18 protein-coding genes and 1 other RNA gene are annotated in these 18,990 nt (G+C 30.1%); 10 read left to right on the top strand and 9 right to left on the bottom strand.

Annotated features, from left to right (window positions below):
* Positions 1 to 26 precede the first annotated feature (26 nt).
* The 4 genes from L8X38_RS06555 (at position 27) to L8X38_RS06540 (ending at position 3,288) form a co-directional block, all read left to right on the top strand.
* Positions 27 to 194 (top strand): dihydroneopterin aldolase, encoded by a 168-nt coding sequence (locus L8X38_RS06555; protein WP_133319023.1) that lies wholly within the window; start codon positions 27 to 29, stop codon positions 192 to 194.
* 10 nt (positions 195 to 204) lie between these two features.
* Positions 205 to 1,722, top strand: coding sequence for a disulfide bond formation protein B (locus L8X38_RS06550; protein ID WP_263661613.1), 1,518 nt, complete (start codon positions 205 to 207; stop codon positions 1,720 to 1,722).
* A 90-nt stretch (positions 1,723 to 1,812) separates the two neighbouring features.
* Complete coding sequence (locus L8X38_RS06545) at positions 1,813 to 2,442, top strand: protein-L-isoaspartate(D-aspartate) O-methyltransferase (protein WP_133319188.1); 630 nt, start codon at positions 1,813 to 1,815, stop codon at positions 2,440 to 2,442.
* 105 nt (positions 2,443 to 2,547) lie between these two features.
* Positions 2,548 to 3,288, top strand: coding sequence for a carbonic anhydrase family protein (locus L8X38_RS06540; RefSeq protein ID WP_263661612.1), 741 nt, complete (start codon positions 2,548 to 2,550; stop codon positions 3,286 to 3,288).
* Positions 3,289 to 3,299: 11 nt separating this feature from the next.
* Here L8X38_RS06540 and L8X38_RS06535 read toward each other — a convergent pair whose 3' ends face one another.
* Together L8X38_RS06535 and typA are read right to left on the bottom strand one after the other, a co-directional pair.
* Positions 3,300 to 3,932 carry a poly(A) polymerase gene (locus L8X38_RS06535; protein WP_263661611.1) on the bottom strand — a complete coding sequence of 211 codons (633 nt, stop codon included), beginning with the start codon at positions 3,930 to 3,932 and terminating at the stop codon, positions 3,300 to 3,302.
* Positions 3,932 to 5,740 carry a translational GTPase TypA gene (gene typA / locus L8X38_RS06530; protein ID WP_220567072.1) on the bottom strand — a complete coding sequence of 603 codons (1,809 nt, stop codon included), beginning with the start codon at positions 5,738 to 5,740 and terminating at the stop codon, positions 3,932 to 3,934. Before typA ends, L8X38_RS06535 begins: the two co-directional genes overlap by 1 nt.
* A 127-nt stretch (positions 5,741 to 5,867) precedes the next feature.
* Here typA and L8X38_RS06525 point away from each other — a divergent pair, with 127 nt between their 5' ends.
* The 4 genes from L8X38_RS06525 to L8X38_RS06510 are packed head-to-tail and all read left to right on the top strand — an operon-like array spanning position 5,868 to position 10,571.
* Positions 5,868 to 6,206 (top strand): hypothetical protein, encoded by a 339-nt coding sequence (locus L8X38_RS06525; protein WP_263661610.1) that lies wholly within the window; start codon positions 5,868 to 5,870, stop codon positions 6,204 to 6,206.
* Between the two features lie 3 nt (positions 6,207 to 6,209).
* Positions 6,210 to 7,883 carry a flagellar hook-length control protein FliK gene (locus L8X38_RS06520; RefSeq protein ID WP_263661609.1) on the top strand — a complete coding sequence of 558 codons (1,674 nt, stop codon included), beginning with the start codon at positions 6,210 to 6,212 and terminating at the stop codon, positions 7,881 to 7,883.
* 50 nt (positions 7,884 to 7,933) lie between these two features.
* Positions 7,934 to 8,941 (top strand): flagellar hook capping FlgD N-terminal domain-containing protein, encoded by a 1,008-nt coding sequence (locus L8X38_RS08530; RefSeq protein ID WP_263661608.1) that lies wholly within the window; start codon positions 7,934 to 7,936, stop codon positions 8,939 to 8,941.
* 4 nt (positions 8,942 to 8,945) lie between these two features.
* A complete protein-coding gene (locus tag L8X38_RS06510) occupies positions 8,946 to 10,571 on the top strand; it encodes a flagellar hook protein FlgE (protein ID WP_263661607.1) in 1,626 nt (541 codons plus the stop codon).
* Between the two features lie 10 nt (positions 10,572 to 10,581).
* Here the strand turns inward: L8X38_RS06510 and L8X38_RS06505 are convergent, their stop codons facing one another.
* Positions 10,582 to 11,025, bottom strand: a complete 444-nt coding sequence (locus L8X38_RS06505) for a hypothetical protein (protein WP_133319033.1) — start codon at positions 11,023 to 11,025, stop codon at positions 10,582 to 10,584.
* A gap of 52 nt (positions 11,026 to 11,077) precedes the next feature.
* On the opposite strand from L8X38_RS06505, the gene ffs reads away from it, so the two are divergent.
* Positions 11,078 to 11,175, top strand: an RNA gene (gene ffs / locus L8X38_RS06500) — signal recognition particle sRNA small type.
* Positions 11,176 to 11,178: 3 nt separating this feature from the next.
* Here the strand turns inward: ffs and L8X38_RS06495 are convergent.
* The 4 genes from L8X38_RS06495 to L8X38_RS06480 form a co-directional block, all read right to left on the bottom strand.
* Positions 11,179 to 12,402 carry an HD domain-containing protein gene (locus L8X38_RS06495; protein WP_263660640.1) on the bottom strand — a complete coding sequence of 408 codons (1,224 nt, stop codon included), beginning with the start codon at positions 12,400 to 12,402 and terminating at the stop codon, positions 11,179 to 11,181.
* A gap of 83 nt (positions 12,403 to 12,485) precedes the next feature.
* On the bottom strand, positions 12,486 to 13,466 hold the full coding sequence (locus L8X38_RS06490; protein ID WP_263661606.1) for an ABC transporter ATP-binding protein: 981 nt from the start codon (positions 13,464 to 13,466) through the stop codon (positions 12,486 to 12,488).
* Positions 13,466 to 15,049 carry an ABC transporter permease gene (locus tag L8X38_RS06485; RefSeq protein WP_263661605.1) on the bottom strand — a complete coding sequence of 528 codons (1,584 nt, stop codon included), beginning with the start codon at positions 15,047 to 15,049 and terminating at the stop codon, positions 13,466 to 13,468. Before L8X38_RS06485 ends, L8X38_RS06490 begins: the two co-directional genes overlap by 1 nt.
* Positions 15,050 to 15,068: 19 nt before the next feature.
* Positions 15,069 to 16,073: an extracellular solute-binding protein gene (locus tag L8X38_RS06480; RefSeq protein WP_263661604.1), complete on the bottom strand. Its 1,005-nt coding sequence runs from the start codon at positions 16,071 to 16,073 to the stop codon at positions 15,069 to 15,071.
* A 190-nt stretch (positions 16,074 to 16,263) separates the two neighbouring features.
* Between L8X38_RS06480 and cgb the strand changes: the two genes are divergently transcribed.
* Positions 16,264 to 16,692 carry a single-domain globin Cgb gene (gene cgb, locus L8X38_RS06475; RefSeq protein WP_133319038.1) on the top strand — a complete coding sequence of 143 codons (429 nt, stop codon included), beginning with the start codon at positions 16,264 to 16,266 and terminating at the stop codon, positions 16,690 to 16,692.
* A gap of 24 nt (positions 16,693 to 16,716) precedes the next feature.
* On the opposite strand, the gene L8X38_RS06470 is transcribed toward cgb, so the two are convergent.
* On the bottom strand, positions 16,717 to 17,190 hold the full coding sequence (locus L8X38_RS06470) for a GlcG/HbpS family heme-binding protein (protein WP_263661603.1): 474 nt from the start codon (positions 17,188 to 17,190) through the stop codon (positions 16,717 to 16,719).
* A gap of 9 nt (positions 17,191 to 17,199) precedes the next feature.
* On the bottom strand, positions 17,200 to 18,828 hold the full coding sequence (locus L8X38_RS06465; protein ID WP_263661602.1) for a multidrug ABC transporter permease/ATP-binding protein: 1,629 nt from the start codon (positions 18,826 to 18,828) through the stop codon (positions 17,200 to 17,202).
* Between the last annotated feature and the right edge of the window lie 162 nt (positions 18,829 to 18,990).

Genomic DNA, 18,990 nt, shown 5'->3' with positions numbered 1-18,990 from the left:
TTTATTTTATTAGTAAAGGGGTAATTATGGAGTTTTTAGAACTTTTGCTAGTCTTTATTGCCATAGTTCTCATGATAATTAAGCCTGAAAAAGAAAAACTAGCTTTTTCTATACTTGTAATTTCATGGGCTATTATGGTATTTGACTATTTAGGTCGCAAATCAGGCGCAATCTTAGGCCTAATGAATCTATAAGGTGGCAAATATGTGTGATATTAACAAAACTAAATTTTTTTATTTTTTAATGTGCTTGGCAGGTTTTTTAATCATTTTAATGCCTGTTGGAATTGCAAATTTGATTTTTGGTTATATGCTAGGTGATAGCCCTTGTACTTCTTGTTGGGGCCAAAGAGAATCAATGATTTTCATTGGTGTTGCAGCTTTATTTATTGTGCGTTATGGTATGAAAGGTAAGTTCTTAGCTTTTCTTTTAATTGCAACTGCATTTGGTTTATGGCAATCATTTAATCATATAAGCGGACATGCACATCGTGATCTTGATCAAGGTTTTGGTTTGCCTATTTTTGGTTTGCATACTTATTTTTGGGCTGAAGTAGTATTTTGGGCTGTAGTTTTATTACTTGGTGTAATTTTTGCTTTTGCTCCAAAATTTGGCTCCTTTGAAAAAGAAATGGAAGGAGTTAGTTTTAGAAAATTAACTAAATTTAACCTAGCTGCTATGGTTATTGTTGCTTTTATCGTAGCTTCAAATGTCTTCCAAGCTTTCGTAAGCACTGGTCCTATCCCATATAGCGGACAAGGTGATCCAGTTCGTTTTAGTTTAAATCCAAAATATATTATTTGGGATGATTCAGGCTGGAATAAAAGTTGGAAAAGCATTTCTTTCTTAGGAAAACGCGATGTTAAAGAACCTGATTTTGCTTTTGCTCCTGCTAATGAAAAACTAGGTATTGAATTTGATAATAATATCAGTAATGCTCCATTTGCAAATATCGATGATAATCTAAAAATCGTAAATGAAACAAAAATTGATTTTCCTAAAGCTATCAATACACTTGATTATATCAATGGAGAGTATGTCGCAAGTTCAAAATGGGAAGTATTTTTCCTAGATGATAATTTTAGCACTAAAACAGATTTTCTATTAGACCCATATTTTTCAGCCACAATTAATCCTATCATAGGAATTATTCCTTATTTGGACAACAAATACATCTTAATGGGCTCTAATAAAACTTTCTTAAGATTTGCTCAAAATCCTAATGCAGATGAAGCTTTACAATATGCTGATTTTATTAGAGGGGCAAATAATTTTGAAGGACAAGGTGAAAACCTTGGTCGTGGTAGAATTGACACAGTTAGAGCTAAATTCCATCATATTTTAAGCACAACTACTGATGGAAAATACATGTATCTTGCTACCGTTCCAAACAATAAGGATGCTAAAACTTTTGTAATTTCTAAAATTTCTTTAGCAGATAGAGTTCTTTCAGCTGAATTTACTCCTAAAGCTGAGTTAAAAGAAGGAAAAACTTTGGGCGATCTTTATATAACTTCAATGGCTTTTAAAAATGGTAAAATTTATGCATTAAGTAAAAAGCATAATGTTATTGCTGTAATTGATCTAGACAAAGAAGAAGTTGTAAAAACTATTTCGTATCCAGAAAATATAACTAACGCAAGAAGCTTATTCTTCAAAGATGGTAAAATGCACATCTTATCTTATCAAGATGGATCAAACATCCTTTATACACTTGATTAATCTTAAGGCGTTTTTACGCCTTAAGGATTTTAAAGCTAGATAAATAAAATTTAAGATAAAATAACACTTTTTATCAAGGAGTGCTTATTGATTCATATATTTGAACAAAAACAATGTCAAACTATGGCAGAAGAAATTCGCAAAAACACTTTCATTAATGAAGAATTATTTGAAGCTTTTTGTTCTACTCCAAGAGAAATTTTTTCACCTTTAAAAATGCATGCTTATAGACTTGATGCACTTCCTTTAATGGGTAATCAATGGATAAGCTCACCTTTAACTGTGGCCAAAATGACTATGGCACTTGATTTTAAAGAAGCTGATAGTGTTTTAGAAATAGGTTGTGGTAGTGGATATCAAGCTGCGATTTTAAGTAAGCTTATTAGAAGAGTTTTTACCATAGAACGCATCGAAAAACTTGCAATTAGTGCTATAGAAAAATTTAAAAAACTAAACTATGCTAATATTCATGTAAAATTTGATGATGGGCAAAATGGTTGGAAAAATTATGCACCTTATGATAGAATTTTACTCTCAGCTTATATAGAACACATTCCAAATGTATTATTTGATCAACTTGAAAACAATGGAATTTTAGTAGCTCCTTTACTCATAGGAAATCAACAATTTATCACTAAATTTACCAAAAAAGATGGTGAGATTAGCAAAGAAGTTTTAGATGAATGCCTTTTTGTGCCTATTAAAGACGGTAAAGAATAATCTTGCTAATTTTTAAGATAAATATTTAATTTTAATATAATTATTTTTAAACATAAGCTTCTTGTAGGATTTATTTTTTTATAATTATATTAAAAAAGGAATATTATGAGTTTTAAAAGAATACTTTTTGGTTTATTTACTACTAGCATGCTTTTTGCCTATGAGCAAATGCCTCAAAATGCCTCACATGGAAATTTCATAGACAAAGACAAATGGAAAAATTTAGATACAAACTGGATTTATTGTGAAAGTGGTTTAAATCAAGATTTTATCAATATAAATAGTAAAAAGGCTACAAACAAAAATCATTCTTTAGAATTTAACTACTCAAATGATTCTTTTGGTTTAATAAATGATGGTTATACCATAAAAATGTATTTTGCAAGCAATGGAAGCCATATCATGCTAGATAATACAGCTTATAATTTATCGCATTTTCACTTTCATAGCCCATCAAAGATTTCTATTGATAAAAAGCCTTATCCTTTAGAAATTCATTTTAGCCATGTAAGTCAAAAAGGCGATATAGTAGTGGTTGTGCTGTTTTTACAAGAAGGCGCGGAAAATCCTTTTATTAAAAAAATCATCCGTGCTTTTCCTAAAAAAGAAGGCGATAAGCTTTATGTTCAAAGCTTAAGCGCTAATGAGTTATTACCAAATAATCTTCAATCTTTTTACATCTTTAAAAACAAACTCAACAAGCCTTGTAGTCAAAAAATCACTTGGATAGTTTTAAAAGATATGAGCTATGCCTCTAAAGAGCAAATTCAAATCATACAAAATTTAATGGGAAAAAATGAGAATTTGAAAATACAAGAAATTAATAATTTAGAACAAAATGATTAAGTAAGCTAAACTTAATCATGTATAAAAGTTTGAATTTTTTCTAAATTAGCTCTAAAAAGTTTAAAATTTAACTCGCTTGAAATTTTTAAATCAGCAAAAAAAGGATTTTTCAAACTAGCTATGAGCAAATAATCATCTTTTTTCAAAACTCTTTGTGTAGAAAATTCTTTATCCTTTAATTTTTCAAAAATACTTTCACTTGAGCTAATATCTTCTTTTAATTTCTTACTATAAAGCAAAATTCCACAAAAGAAATTCCCAAATTCATCTTTAAATTTCACATCATAAAGAATAAAATCATCAAAAATAAAAGAATTTTGAGAATGATAAGTTTTTAAAGAAAAGTTAAAAGCAATTTTTTCAAAATCTTTCTGATAAAAGCCTTGTTTGTCAAATTTAGCATTGTTTTGCTTTAAAAATTCTTCACACATTTTAAATACAAGCTCATTGCGTCCCCACATAAGCTTTCTTCCTAAAATTCTAAAAAACAAAACTCCTGCTAAAACAGCAAAAAACAAAGCTATAATCACATCCTTGCTAAATTGAAAAGCAAGAAAAAATATAACCAAAGCTTCAGCAAATGCTAAAATTTGTAAAGCTTTGAGTCTTTTATTTAAAGCTTGTCTTATGGCTTCAAAATCCATTAAGACTTAGCCTTTTCCATTCTTTTTCTTTGAGTAGGATCAAGATATCTTTTTCTAACTCTAATATTTTGTGGAGTAACCTCTACAAGTTCATCTTCTTCTATCCACTCTAACGCTCTTTCAAGGCTTAATTTTCTAGGTGGTACAAGCTTAATCGCATCATCACTACCACTTGCTCTAACATTAGTTAAATTTTTACCTTTAATAGGATTAACATCTAAATCATTTGGGCGTGAATGCTCACCTATAATCATACCTGTATATACTTTTGTTTGAGGATCAATGAATAATACCCCTCTATCTTGTAAGTTAAATAAAGAATATCCTAGTGCAACACCATTTTCCATAGAAATTAACGCGCCATTATTTCTTTTTTCAACTGCTCCACTAAATGGACGAAACTCTAAAAAGCTATGGTTCATAACACCTTCGCCTTTAGTATCTGTTAAAAATTGTGATCTAAATCCTATAAGCCCACGCGCAGGAATTTCAAACTCAAGTCTTGTTTGACCATCTCCAGTTGGTGTCATAGTTTTCATTTCAGCTTTTCTTTTACCTAGTTTTTCAATCACTACTCCGGTAAAATCATCAGGCACATCAATCACTAAATGCTCAAACGGCTCTGTTTTAACACCATCTTCTACCTTAACGATAACTTCAGGTCTACCCATACAAAACTCAAAACCTTCTCTACGCATATTTTCGGCTAAAATAGTTATTTGAAGTTCACCTCTTCCACTTACTTTAAATTTACCTTCGCCTGTGCTTTCATATTTCATAGCAATATTAGTTTTCATTTCAGCTTCTAAGCGTTCTGCGATTTTATTTGAAGTTACATGTTTACCTTCAGTACCCGCTAAAGGACCATCATTTACTGAAAATACTATACTTAAAGTTGGCTCTTCTATGTGTAAAGGATCAAGCGGCATAGGGTTATTTGGATCTACCACACTATCTCCTACATCTAAAGCTTCAAAACCTGCAATCGCTACAATATCGCCTGTCCCTGCTTCTTCAATGTCCATTTTTTCTAGACCCATAAAACCAATAAGTTTTGAAATTCTTCCATTGATTTTAGAGCCATCTGCTTTAGCAAGCATAACATTTTGATTTTTCTTTACTTTACCATTAAAAATTCTTGCAATCCCTATCTTACCAACGAAATTATCATAACCTAGAGTAAAAACTTGAAGCTGTAAAGGATTTTCATCACTACCACTTGGAGCAGGCACACGCTCAAGTATAGTCTTAAACAATGGTTCCATGTTAGTGCTTTCATCTTCAAGTGCAAGTTTTGCATAACCATTTTTAGCAGCCGCATATACTACTGCAAAATCAAGTTGTTCATCATTTGCCTCTAAAGCCACAAAAAGATCAAAAATTTCATTGATCACTCTTTCAGGATCAGCAGCTGGCTTGTCGATTTTATTAATAACAACAATAGGTTTAAGCCCTAAAGATAAAGCCTTTTTTACCACAAATTTAGTTTGAGGCATAACCCCTTCTTGTGCATCAACTAAAAGCAAAACCCCATCAACCATTTTTAACACACGCTCAACTTCACCACCAAAATCAGCATGGCCTGGAGTGTCTATGATATTTATTTTTGTGCCTTTATAATTAATAGCAGTATTTTTAGAAAGTATAGTGATACCTCTTTCTTTTTCTATATCATTACTATCCATTACACGCTCAGCTATTTGTTCACGCTCATTAAAAGTTCCTGATTGTTTTAAAAGCTCATCTACCATTGTTGTTTTACCATGATCAACATGAGCTATAACAGCTATATTTCTAATATTATCCAAGTTTTTCTCCAAAGTCTTAAATTTAAAATCTAATATTATATAAAAAAAATGCTTAAAAATTAAGATTTAAAAATTGGAACACTTGTTGCTTTTGTCTTGAGTAAGAATTATTTTTAAGGAGAAAAATATGTCAAACCTAAATACTCAAATCTTTAACGCTAACTTAGAAAAACAAGGAACTTCAGTTTTAAATAGTAAGCATTTTATGGAACTTTTAAATTATTTAGAAGTTATAAATTCAAATGAAGAAAAAGAATTAAATTATGCAAAACTTTCAAGTAAAGTAAGTGAAATTTTAGATGATGCTAAAAATGAAAATGCGGTTTTAAATGCTAAAAACATAGAAGAATTATTAGTGATATTTAAAAATTTTAATCTTACTCATGAAAATTTAAAACTTGATTGTGCAGCACAATTACAAAATTTATTTCCAAATTTAGCAAAAAATAATTTTTTAGTAGGTTAATTAATGTCTAATATCCAAGCTAGTGATGCTTTAAACTTACTAAGCATCACTCCACAAAATGAAAACCCAAGTAAAGAAAACACTAGCTCGCAAAGTGATGGCGAGGAATTTTTAAATTCCTTATTGCAAGCAATAAATGAAAAAGATGGAAGTTTACCAAAAGATTTCAAGACTCCGCAAAAAGATGATAAAGTTAATGATAAAATTTTAAAAGATGATGTCAAAGACAAAATACCGCTGGATGAAAAAGATGCTTTGAAGCTTTTTGAGGGTGCAAATTTTATGCAAATTCTTTCTTTATTAGAGGTTTTACAAAGCGATAGCAAGGATATAAAACTAAACAAACTTGTCCAATATAATACTGCTATTTTAGCTCTTGAAAAAAATCTACACAAGCTAAAAAATATAAAAAATATTAATGAGCTTTTTAATGTGGCAAAAGAGCTTGGATTAAACATCAAAAATATAAAATTTGAACAAATTAAAGATTTAAAAGAAGCCTTTCCAAATCTTGATAAAAAAGGTTTTTTTGAAATACCAAAACAAAATAATAATACTAATGTTTTTCAAGATTTAATCAATCAAAAAATTACCAAGCTTTTAAAAGAAGAACCAAATACAAGCAAAAATATAAAAAGCAAAGAAAACGAAGGTGTGTCTTTGCTTTCTTCTGCTTTAAAAAATATAGAACTTCCAAAAAAAGATATAAAAACACAAGCAAAAGAAAACATTCAAAACATAGATTTTAAAGAAAAATTAGTAGAAAAAATTCAAATTCAGGATGAAAAAGAAATAAAAAACGCAAAAAATATCCAAAATACAACAACAAAATTCAATGAAAAACTAAGTGATATTGAGTTAATTAATCTTACTCAAAACACAAACCTAAAAAAAGATATTAAAGAAAAAGAAAAGCTAGATTTTAAAGAAATATTAAAGAATGAAAAACTAACTATTAGCGAAGATAGCTTTAGTAAAAAAATAAGTTCTGTTTTAGAAAATTCAAAAGATTTAAAAGCTGAATTAACAAATATAAAAAATACTCAAAATATACAAAATCAAAATCAAGATTTAAAAATTAACTTAGAAAATCAATTGGCCCCTCAAGATAAACATTTAAAAATAGATAAAAGTAATCAAAATATAGATAATTTTAGTGATATTTTTAAACACACAAAAGAGTTTTCAAAAGATGAAAATGATCATAGTGAAGAAAATTTAAATTCTTATGTAAGGGAAATGAATAGGGTTTCTAATAATTTTATAAAAAATCAAAATATTCCTATGAAAGAAACTTTCAATGATTTTGCCCAAGAATTTAAAGAAAAACTAGAAAGCTACAAAGCACCTATAACTCGCTTTAGTATAACTCTTAATCCACATAATCTTGGAGAAGTAGAAGTAACTTTAGTCCAAAGGGGTTCAAATTTAAATATTAGCTTTAACTCTAATCAGAATACCTTAAATCTTTTCATACAACATCAAGCTGAATTTAAAAATGCTCTTGTAAATATGGGATTTACAAATTTAGAAATGAATTTTAGTAATCAAGAAAGAAAAGAACAAAGCAATCCGCAAAGACAAAAAAACAACAATAGTAAAGAAGATAAGGTGAATTTTGAAAAAGAAATTCAAGAAAAACCGAGCTTAGAAATGGTTTTAGCAAAATATTTTTAAATGGAATATTTTTTGCTTTGAGCTTTAAAAATATATAAAAAAGGATTTTTATGTCAAATATAAACACACAAACCCTTCAAGGTCCTTTAGCAACGCTTAATACTAAAGATATGCCAAATGCTAAAGGAAGCACTAGAGCCGGTGAAGGTGATAGCGGGTTGATTTACAACCCTGGGGCAGAACTTGACAAGGATGCGTTTTTAAAGCTTCTTTTAATAGAACTCCAACATCAAGATCCAACAGATCCTATGGATACTGAAAAAATGCTTACCCAAACGGCACAACTTTCAGCACTTGAAATGCAAGATAATACTAATAAAACCATGACTCAACTTGTAACTGCGATGACAAAACTACAAAATTCTATTGCAGCAAGCACAGGTATGAGCGCACTAGCTGCAGTTGGAAAGCTTGCAACAGTTAAAGATAATTACCTTGTAGTGGCAGATGATGATATACAATTTCAAATTAATATGTATTTACCACAAGAACCACAAAAAGGTAAAAAGACTGATATTGATATTGAAGGTTTTGAACTTAAGAAAAATGGCGAAGATAAACTAGATATAACAGGTAAAGTTGATAAAGAAATAGCTGAACCTGGAGAAACTATACATATAAAATTAAAAGATGACAAAGGTCAAGAAGAAACGGTTCAAGCAGTAGTTGGAGAAGATCAAACATTTAAAATAGTAGGACATACCCCAAGTGTTGATATCAAAACAGCAAAAATTGATTCAGCTTATAAATCAGACAGCACACCTGTAACATTTACTATTTATAATGAAGCAGGAGATCCTGTAAGAACAATGAGTGTTAAAGATATGAGTGCTGGTATGAAACAAATCGTTTGGGATAGAACAGATGATAGTGGAAATCCTGTACCATCTGGAAAATACTATGTAAGAGCAAGCTATATAGGTGAAGATGGCACAACCGTTAATTCAACTTATGGTGCTTATCCTATCACTGGAGTTAAATTTGAAGAAGGTGAAGCTCTAGTTGGTATGGGCGGTAGCTGGGTTAAATGGGAAGATATTAAAGAGATTACAGGATAAAATCATGTTTACAGCATTTTACAATGGAGTAAATGGAGTAAAATCCCAAAGTTATGGTATAGACAATACCGCTCATAATATAAGCAATGTCAATACAGTCGGTTTTAAATACTCTGATGTGGCATTTAAAGATGTATTTTATAGCACCATAACAACACAATCATATAACAAAGGTCAAACTGGTTATGGTAGTGTAGCAGGAGCTACTAATGATATTTTTGAACAAGGTCCGTTAGTTTCTACTGATAATGAATTTGATGTAGCAATTGCTGGAAAAGGCTTTTTTGGTGTAAGTAATGCCAATGGGGTTTATTATACTAGAAATGGTGCTTTTAAACCTGATGCAAATGGATTTTTAGTAGATTCAAATGGAAATTATGTACTTGGAACTATGAATCCATCATTACAAGAAATTCAACTAAGTGATAGAGTTTCTAATATGTTTGGTCAGATTATGGGACAAAAAGTCACTACAGCTTGGAGTGGAACACCTGGACAGAATTTACAAATGGGCGGAGTTAATACTCAAGGACCTATTTCTGTACCTAAAAATCTTTACTTACCACCTCAACCAACTCAAAATATAACTTGGAGTGGAAATTTAGACACAAGCACCAAAACAGAAGCAGTAAATGTAGATGTAGATGCTTCTAAATTTGAATTTAGTAAAAATGAAGATGGTAGTGTAAAAATTTCAGGTAGTGTAAAAGATGAACAAATTTATGGTATAAAACCTGGCGATACTATATATTTTAAAATCACTGATGAAAAGGGTGCTAGTCAAACATTACAAGCTACTTTAGATGAAAATTTAGCTTTTAGTATCGACAATCAAAAACTAGATAAAGTCGATTTAGAAACAGTCAAATTAGAATCATCTCACTTAAGCGTTGAAAAAGAAGTAGCTGATAGCACAGAACTTTCTGCAAAATTAATAAATCCTGATGGATCTATTAGTTGGGTAAAAGTTAAATTAGATAGAGTTTTACCGCAAAATGGTACAGATTTAGAATACAAAGCCGTTGCACAAGTGTATGATAATGATGGCAATAAAATAGGTGGAACAACTGAAGGTTTAATCACTTTTAACGAATCTGGAGCTTTAGTATCTAACACCTTAAATTCGGTAGATAATAATGGCACAAGGGTTAATATAAATCTTGGTTCTTATTATGATCCAAATATACCAAATTCAGGCTATGATGGGCTTCATGCTTTACAAAACAAACAACCTTCAGTGCATACACAAACAGATGGTAAGGGCGAGGGGTTTTTAAATAATTATTCTATTAACACAGATGGCACTATCATCGCCACTTTTACCAATGGAGATCAAATAGCTATGGCAAAACTTGCTTTGTTTAATTTTACAAACGAACAAGGCTTGGAAAAGCTAGGGGAAAATCTTTATGGGCAAACAGGAAATAGCGGTAATCCAACTTTTTTACTTGATGCTAATGGAAATTTCAGCACAGCAACTTTTAAAGGTTCTTATTTAGAGCAATCTAATGTAGATTTATCGGTAGCTTTTACTAACTTAATCACTCTACAAAAAGCTTATGATTCAAGTAGTAAAAGTATCACAACAGCCGATCAAATGATACAAAAAGCAATCAACATGAAACGCTAATTTTAGCTTTTCATGTTTTATTTATATTTTTTTGCTCTAAGATATATTTTACCTCTTGCTCAAAAAATTCATACACCCTAAGCTGAACCAAAGATTCTTCTTCATTTTTATCTATTAAACGCTCAAGTTTATCAAATTTTATCTTTTGTATATATCTTGGATTTTTTTTCAAAAGCAAAGCAATATTTTTAAGTAAAGTATCCAAACTAAGCTCACTTTTTAAAACTCTATCTACATATTCTTTAGAAGTTTGCACCAAAATTGCTTGCCTGCTTTTATCTTTTGGATAAATTTCACTAGCAATATCAGCTAAAACTTGCCAAATTTCTGCTTTTATATTTTTATTTGCCACAATAATAGCCGCAAAAGATTTTGCTCTAAATTCTAAAGACAGATGACTAGGAACAAAAAATTCTCTGAATTTAGATAAAAAATTTGCAAATATACTCAACATACTTCACCTCAATGTTTTTTAAGATATTTTAAGATATTATTTCAACTGCCTTCTCTTAGACCTGTGCAATGCTATTTTTAAGCACCGCTTCAGGGTGGGAACACAGCAGAGCACTTAGACTTAGTGTGTGCCGCAGTCATCTGGGAGAGGGTTTTAAAGTTTAAAATACCCTTTAATATCCTCACAAATTCTAAAGAAATTTACCCCATTAATAGTCGGATTTGTTTTAAAATACTCATACATTCCCACAAAACCGCTTTCAAGCTCTTTAGACTTTACTCCATAGCTAATCGATAAAGCCGCTTCTATAAAAGCTGCTAGCTTATCACAATACTTCAAAGCCTTTCCATCAATAGCCTTAAAACGATCCTCATTGACCGCATCCAAACTACCGCTATAAACACTTGGCTTGTTATTAAAAATACGATTTTCAAATTCATTTTTTACAAAGGCACTTTCTTCATTTTGTCCTTCTCTAATACCAAGTATATAACTAAATTCTTCCCTGAAAGATAGTGGTATAAAAGGTAAAATTTTCTCATTAATAAGTTTCATTTCATACTCATTGATGATTTCATTTAAACCATCTATGCCATATTTTACCGGAGAGATAATATCTCTAGTTAAACTTTCGGGTAAATCATGAAACAAAGCACAATAAAAATTGCTTTCTATCCTACCATCGCATGCTTTTACTTCTAAAGAATAAAAATAAGACAAAATAGCTACCACAAGCATATGTCCTAAAACCGCAGTTTCTGGAATCCTTGGAGTTTGTGCCCATCTTTTTTGAAAACGCAAGCGTCCGCTTAGATCGATTATTTTAGAAATTTTTTGATTAAGAGCTATTTTTCTTGCGCCAATTAACTCATAATAATCTTCTAATTCCTCTTCAACCTTAGCCTTAATCTCATCAATATCACTTAAAAATGAACTAGTTTGATAAACTATATTAAACTCCCACCTTGTCGCAAAATACGAAGCAGCTTTTAAAATAAGCCTTTCTTTTGCACAATCTTTACCTTGCAAAAAAAGCTCATAGCGTTTTAAAAACTCACCATTTTCTATATCTTGAATCATTGGTGCGATTTTACTTAACACCCAAGCACTTACTTGCTCATTTTTTGCACGCGTTATCTCATGATACACATCAGGGCGTATATCAGTCACTACCACCCTACTTAAAAACTCAAAAATTCCTGCTTCTATGATAAAACGCATATTGACATCTTTTTCCATTTTAGCAATGAAATAAGCAATGATAAATTTATGTGCTTGTTTATCAAGCTCGACTAAATTTGTCATTCTAGGATAATCATTCCACCTTGATATAGAAGCAGCTTTAAAAATATGCTCTATCAATTCTACACTAATCATTTATTTCCTTTTTTTGCTGTGATTTTACTTTATTTTATAATCTTTAGCAAATTTTAGATATGTTTGAAAATGAATTAGAGTGATTAAAAGCTTTCTATATCACTTAACTTAAGATAAACCTCATCATTTTTACTAAGCTCTTTGTGATGATAAATACTAAAAATATGTCCTTCCAAACTCACGCTTAACTCATAAAAATCCCCATAAAACACGCATTCTAAAACGCTAGCCTTTAAAGGAGTTTGTGAGGTTGAAATTTGTATATCATTAGGGCGTAAAATGCCATTTTTACTTTGTAAATATGCTTTAAAATTCTCATCTAAAATTGTATTTGGATCTATAAAAAATGCTTCGCCCAAAAAACAAGCACTATCTATATTTTTAGGCTTATAAAAAAGCTCTTTAGCGCTTCCATAGTCTAAAATTTTCCCATCCTTAATCAAAGCGATATTATCTGATAAATAAAAAGCATCGTCTTTATCATGTGTGACAAAAATAGCACTAAGCTTATGTTCTTTCAAGATATTTTTGATTTCTTTGCGCATTTTAACGCTTAAAGTGTGATTTAAATTTGAAAAAGGTTCATCAAAAAGTATGATTTTTGGCCTTGCAATTATGGTTCTTGCTAGTGCTACTCTTTGGGCTTGCCCACCACTTAGCTCATTTGGATAGCGTTTTAAAAGTGTATTTAAATTTAAAATTTCCAAAACCTCATCAAGCCTTTGTTTTTGCTCGTTTTTACCTAAAGAGCTTATACCAAAGCATATATTTTCTTCTACATTTAAGTGCGGAAACAAAGCATAATCTTGAAACAAAACCCCCACATCACGCTCTTGCGGGGCTAAATACACACTCTTAGAAGCAACTAGTTTATCCCCTATATAAATACTACCATCATTGATTTCAAAAAAACCAGCTATACAACCAAGCAAAGAACTCTTACCACAGCCACTTTCTCCCAAAATACTGACAATCTCGCCTTCTTTTAAGCTCAAAGAAATTCCCTTTAAGACCTCTATTTTTCCAAAAGATTTGTAAAGATTGTCAATTTTTAAGATTTCCATTATTGTCCTTTTTGGTTGTTTTTATTTTGCAAATAATGCATTAAAAATGTAGAGATAATCCCAAATAACACTATAATCAAAGATGGCAAAGAAACATTATAAATTAACTCATTTTCACTATAAGCAAACACAAGCGATGAAAGCGTTTGAAAACCTGAAGGTGAAAGTATAGTTGAAATAGGTAATTCTTTTAAAATATCCACACAAATAATCACCACAGCTAAAGCTAAATAATGTTTCATCAAAGGAAAATGAATTTGAGTGAAAATTTTAAGTGGTTTTGATTTTAAGGTTAAATTTGCATAGTCTATATTTTTAGAAATTCTCTCATAGCCTGATTGAGTTGCAAAAATTCCAGAAGCTAAAAATCTCACAAAGTATCCAAAAAACAGCACTAAAAATCCACCACCTATGGCATATTCAAAAGACAAAAGATCAAAAATATAATTTAACACACCCAAAATCACTAAAATTCCCACAGCTACCACAGCTCCAGGTAAAGAATACCCCAAAGTCGTAAGCCAAAGGATGATTTTAGAAGCTTTTGTATCGTTTAAACGCACTATAAAACATAAATAAAATGCCACTCCCACAATAGCAAAAGAACTCACTAAAGACACACTAAGACTATAAAATGCAGGTGTTAAGACATTGCTTAAATTTTGCATAAAATCAAACCCGGCCCAATAAACAAGCCACATAATAGGCACGACAAAAGCTAAAAATGCCACTAAAAAGCACCATAAAAAGGCTAAAAATGCCTTTAAGCCTTTTAACTCATCTTTTGGGGTAGGTAAAAATACATTTTGATTAAAACCTTTTTTACCTCTTTGAATTTTTTCTAAAAGCATTAAAAGCGCGATAAATACAAGTAAAGCCACGCTTAAAGCCACAGCACTGACTTCATCGCCACCACTTCCCCATGTTCTAAAAATTCCTGCACTAAAAGTATCTACGCCAAAATACGCCACCAAGCCATAATCACTCAAAACCTCCATAGCCACCAACAGCAAAGCACCCACTATACCCACACGACAAAATGGTAAAATCACTTTAAAAAATGTTTTTAAATTAGAAGCCTTAAGTGTTTTAGCACTTAAAATGATATTTCCAAGTCCATAAGCAAAGGTATTTTTAGCAAAAAAATACACATAAGGATAAAGAGCAAAAGATAAAATCACAATCACGCCATATGCATTCATGATATCTATACGCTTATCAACACCTAAAAGCGTGGGAATTAAGCCTTGAAATTCAAACAAATCAATCCAAACAAAACCCATTACATAAGAAGGTATAGCCAAAGGTAAAATCAAAAACCATTCAAAAAATTTCGAGCCAAAAAATTTATAAAAAGCTATCAAATAAGCACTAATTAATCCTATAATCAAACACAACACTAAAGTCCCAAACAATATAAAAGCACTACCAAAAATATACCTTGGTAAGACATTTTTACTCAAATGTTTTAAGGTATTAATATCTATAAAAGGAAGGTGTAAGATAATAGCAAGTATAGGCAGTATGATTAAACTACAGAAAAAAAAGGTGGCAAAAGACCACCTTAGACTTAAAAATTTCAAATTTTATTTTTCCTTAAAATTATTTCCATTGAACTTCATCAAAAATCATTAAAGATTCTTTAGCATTACCCCAATAAGCTTCGAAATTTGGCTTTTCTACTTTAAACTCGCCCCAAGATTGTAAAATTTTAGCAGGTTTTACTTCTTTATTTACTGGATACTCATAATTTTGGTTTGTTAAAATTTCTTGTGCTTCTTTTGAAAGCATAAACTCGATAAATTTAACCGCAGCTTCTTTATTTTTAGAAGTTTTTAAAACACCTATACCGCTTACATTGATATGTGTTCCTCTATCATCTTGGTTTGGAAAAATCACTTTTACTGAATTTGCAGCTTCAACATCTTTAGGATTTTTTGAATTTGCTAAATGTCCTAGATAATAACTATTTGATATAGCCACATCGCCTTCTTTTGCATAGATTGCACGAATTTGATCACGGTCCCCACCTTTTGGAGTGCGTGCAAGATTATTTGCTATGCCTTGAGCCCATTCTTTTGCTTTTTCTTTACCCAAAGTGTCAATCATAGCACTTAGTAAAGAGATATTATAAACATTATTTGAACTTCTTACTAAAACTTTACCTTTAAATTTAGGATCAGTTAAATCCTCATAAGTTTTAATCTCTCCATCTTTAATTCTATCTTTAGAAGCGATGATGATTCTTGCTCTTGTTGTAAAAGCATACCATTCGTTATTTTTGCCTCTTAGCTCTTTTGGAGAAAGTTTTTCTAGCTCAGGCGAGCTAACTGAAACAAAAAGATTATTTGTGCGAACTTGTTCTAAATTTCCCGCATCAGCAGTCATAAATAAATCTGCTTTTGAATTTTTACCTTCAACTTCTAATCTTTTAGCAAGCTCATTAGCCTTAGCTTGCACCACATTTACACTAATACCTGTTTTTTCTTGAAATAATTTGAAAATTCCTTTATCAGAATCATAATGACGATGAGAATAAATCGTAAGCTCTTGAGCACTTAAGCTCATAGCAGCTAGTAAAGATAGTAAAACTACTTTTGCTTTCATTTTATAAATTTCCTTAATTTTAAATTTTGAAATTGATAAGGATTATTATATTAATAATTCACTTTATATTTACTTAAATTGATATACATAATCAATTTAAAATAAAATAATACAAAATTAACATAAATCAAGATATTTTTTCTCTTATTTTTATATAATCATCAAAAATACAATATACAAAGGAGATAAAATGACACAAGAGCAAATTCAAATCATCAAAGATTGTGTACCAATTTTACAAAAAAATGGTGAAGTTTTGACAAAAGAATTTTATAAAATCATGTTTGAAGAATATCCTGAAGTAAAACCTATGTTTAATATGGAAAAACAAGCTTCAGGCGAGCAACCAAAAGCTTTAGCAATGGCTATTTTAATGGCAGCAAAAAATGTAGAAAATTTAGAAAATATGAGAAGCTTTGTTGATAAAGTAGCTATCACTCATACAAAATTAAATGTCAAAGAGGAGCATTACCCTATAGTAGGTGCTTGTCTTTTAAAGGCTATTAAAGTAGTGTTAAATGCAGATGAAACTACACTAAAAGCTTGGGAAGAAGCTTACAAAGCTATCGCACAATTTTACATAAACATTGAAAAAGAAATTTATGCAAAAGCTAAGTGATAATAGGCTTTGATTTTTCAAAGCCTATTTTAAAAACGCTATCCCCGCTTTTGCTATTTTTACATCCTCATCTAAGTGTGCTCCACCCACACCTATACCACCAACAACAACTCCATCTATAAAAATCGGTATCCCACCAGGCATAATAGAAAACTTATCATCTAAATAACGAATATCTTCAGGTATTTTACCCTCTTTTACACCTTTAAAAATAACTGCTGTTTCTCTTTTTTGCGAAGTGGCTGTGTAGGCTTTTTTATAACTAGCATTAATCGTATGCACACCTGCTTTATCATCTCTTAAAACTGCTAAAATTTGACCAGATTTATCTACTATGGTAATACTTACATGAAAGCCATTTTTTCTTGCTTCTTTCTTTACAAGATCCAAAATCCCTTCAACCATTTGCGAAGTTAGAACAGGCTCTTTTACAAGCTCAAAAGATTTTGCCATCAAACTTACTCCTAAAAATAAACATAAAATAAATAATTTTTTCATTTTTATCCTTTAAAATTTTTCTACTGCATTTTTTGCTAGTTCTTTAATATCGCCTTTTAATTCACAAATTTGACCATTTTGTGCGAGTAAAATTCTATCAGCCATGTCAAAATATACTTCATCATGTGTTATAGCAAATATTGTAATGCCTTTTTGCTTTAAAAGTGGCAAAAGCTTAGTATAAAAAAACTTTCTAAACATAGGATCTTGATCAGCTGCCCACTCATCTAAGATTAAAATATCTCTTTTTTCAAGTAAAGCATTAAGCATAGCAAGGCGCTTTTTTTGTCCAGCCGAGAGCTTTATAGTGCTAAAAGTATTTTCCACAAGCTCTACTTTTTCATTTAGTTCTAAAATTTCAAGCCAATATACCAAGTCTTCTTTGCTAAATTTCTCATCTTCTAAAACATGCTCAAATAAATGAAAATCACTAAAAATCGCACTAATTAAACTTCTATATTCATAAATATTTTCTGAAGTTACTTTTTCATCATCTAAAAAAATATCCCCTTTAAAGTCTATAAAAAGTCCTGCTAAAATCATAGAAAAAGTAGATTTACCACTACCATTTTTACCTATTAAAAATACGCATTCGCCCTTTTTAAGCTCAAAATTTACAGGTTTTAGTGCAAAATTTTCATTATAAGAAAAAGATACATCTTTAAAACAAAGTTTTTGCCAAGTTTTTTTATTTTGACTGAATTTAAACTCATGAGAATAATTTTCTAAATTTAAATTTGAAATTTTATCTAAAGCGATTTTTGCCATCATAAGCGTAGGAAAACTTCCTATCATAGCTCCAAGTGGCGATCTTAAAAAAAGCACGCTTAAAGCAATAGTAGTAGCACTTTGCAAACTAGCAAGTTCATAGCTTAAAGCTATATAAAACTCCACTCCTACTAAAGCTAGCATGGCGCTATTGCTCCAATTATTAGATAAGATATGTAAAATATTTCCTATAGTGGAGCTTTTTTTCTTTTTTAGAGCATTTTTTTCAAACTCGTTTTCATAATAATACTTTGCCCTTAAAGGATTTAAGGTTAATTCTTTATGCCCTTGTAAAATATTTTGATAGTTTTTTTGCAAAGCATCATCATTTTCCCTAGCATTTTTAAAATAAAAATATACCTTACTCATTAAAAAATTATCCACCAAAAAAACGCACACTATCCACACAAAACATAAAAAGAAAATTTCTAAAGAAAGATAAGCTATATAAGCACTTACACAAATAATCAAAACACTTGATTGTATGAATTCAGGAAGTCTTAAAAGTCCAAAAGAAATACTACGCACATCATTATTTAAAGAAGCCAAAATCTTTGCTTTAGTAGTATTTAAAATACTCAAAACACTTGTATCTAAAATTTGCTTTACAACCCTTCTTTGCATTTTAAAAATAAAACTTTGTCCAAACGAGCTTAAAGCAATTTCTACAAAAGAAGAACTCGCAAAAAAGACAAGCAACAAAAGCACAAAATACACGATAATATTTGAGTTTTCAAGATTAGCTTTTAATAAAAATTCATTGATAAAAACTAAAGTCAATACACCTAATATACTCGTAAAAATACTAAAAAGCAAAAAAAGAATGATTTTTAATTTGCTTTCTTTAAATAAAAAAACTAAAAATTTCATTTAATCTAAACCTTAACTCTAAAAGCAAATTATATAACAAAAATATGCATAATAAATTATTTATATTGTTTATGTTTATTTGTTTTTATTTAACTATAAATAAATTTTGTTATAATATATTTAAAAATTACATATTGATATTAATAATTATTTAAGGATAGC

Origin of the sequence: Campylobacter sp. CNRCH_2014_2452, from assembly GCF_025772865.1 — a bacterium.
GTDB classification, from domain to species: Bacteria; Campylobacterota; Campylobacteria; order Campylobacterales; family Campylobacteraceae; genus Campylobacter_D; species Campylobacter_D lari_D.
Note: the sequence above shows the minus strand (reverse complement) of the source record. Positions and strands in the feature narration are given on the sequence as shown.

Coding starts and splice junctions, on each gene's coding strand:
- L8X38_RS06480 (WP_263661604.1), bottom strand. CDS start 16,073: ATGAAAGCAAAAGTAGTTTTACTATCTTTACTAGCTGCTATGAGCTTA.
- L8X38_RS06535 (WP_263661611.1), bottom strand. CDS start 3,932: ATGGATTTTGAAGCCATAAGACAAGCTTTAAATAAAAGACTCAAAGCT.
- L8X38_RS06490 (WP_263661606.1), bottom strand. CDS start 13,466: ATGGAAATCTTAAAAATTGACAATCTTTACAAATCTTTTGGAAAAATA.
- L8X38_RS06495 (WP_263660640.1), bottom strand. CDS start 12,402: ATGATTAGTGTAGAATTGATAGAGCATATTTTTAAAGCTGCTTCTATA.
- L8X38_RS06555 (WP_133319023.1), top strand. CDS start 27: ATGGAGTTTTTAGAACTTTTGCTAGTCTTTATTGCCATAGTTCTCATG.
- L8X38_RS06540 (WP_263661612.1), top strand. CDS start 2,548: ATGAGTTTTAAAAGAATACTTTTTGGTTTATTTACTACTAGCATGCTT.
- L8X38_RS06510 (WP_263661607.1), top strand. CDS start 8,946: ATGTTTACAGCATTTTACAATGGAGTAAATGGAGTAAAATCCCAAAGT.
- L8X38_RS06550 (WP_263661613.1), top strand. CDS start 205: ATGTGTGATATTAACAAAACTAAATTTTTTTATTTTTTAATGTGCTTG.
- cgb (WP_133319038.1), top strand. CDS start 16,264: ATGACACAAGAGCAAATTCAAATCATCAAAGATTGTGTACCAATTTTA.
- L8X38_RS06465 (WP_263661602.1), bottom strand. CDS start 18,828: ATGAAATTTTTAGTTTTTTTATTTAAAGAAAGCAAATTAAAAATCATT.
- L8X38_RS06520 (WP_263661609.1), top strand. CDS start 6,210: ATGTCTAATATCCAAGCTAGTGATGCTTTAAACTTACTAAGCATCACT.
- L8X38_RS06505 (WP_133319033.1), bottom strand. CDS start 11,025: ATGTTGAGTATATTTGCAAATTTTTTATCTAAATTCAGAGAATTTTTT.
- L8X38_RS06525 (WP_263661610.1), top strand. CDS start 5,868: ATGTCAAACCTAAATACTCAAATCTTTAACGCTAACTTAGAAAAACAA.
- L8X38_RS08530 (WP_263661608.1), top strand. CDS start 7,934: ATGTCAAATATAAACACACAAACCCTTCAAGGTCCTTTAGCAACGCTT.
- L8X38_RS06470 (WP_263661603.1), bottom strand. CDS start 17,190: ATGAAAAAATTATTTATTTTATGTTTATTTTTAGGAGTAAGTTTGATG.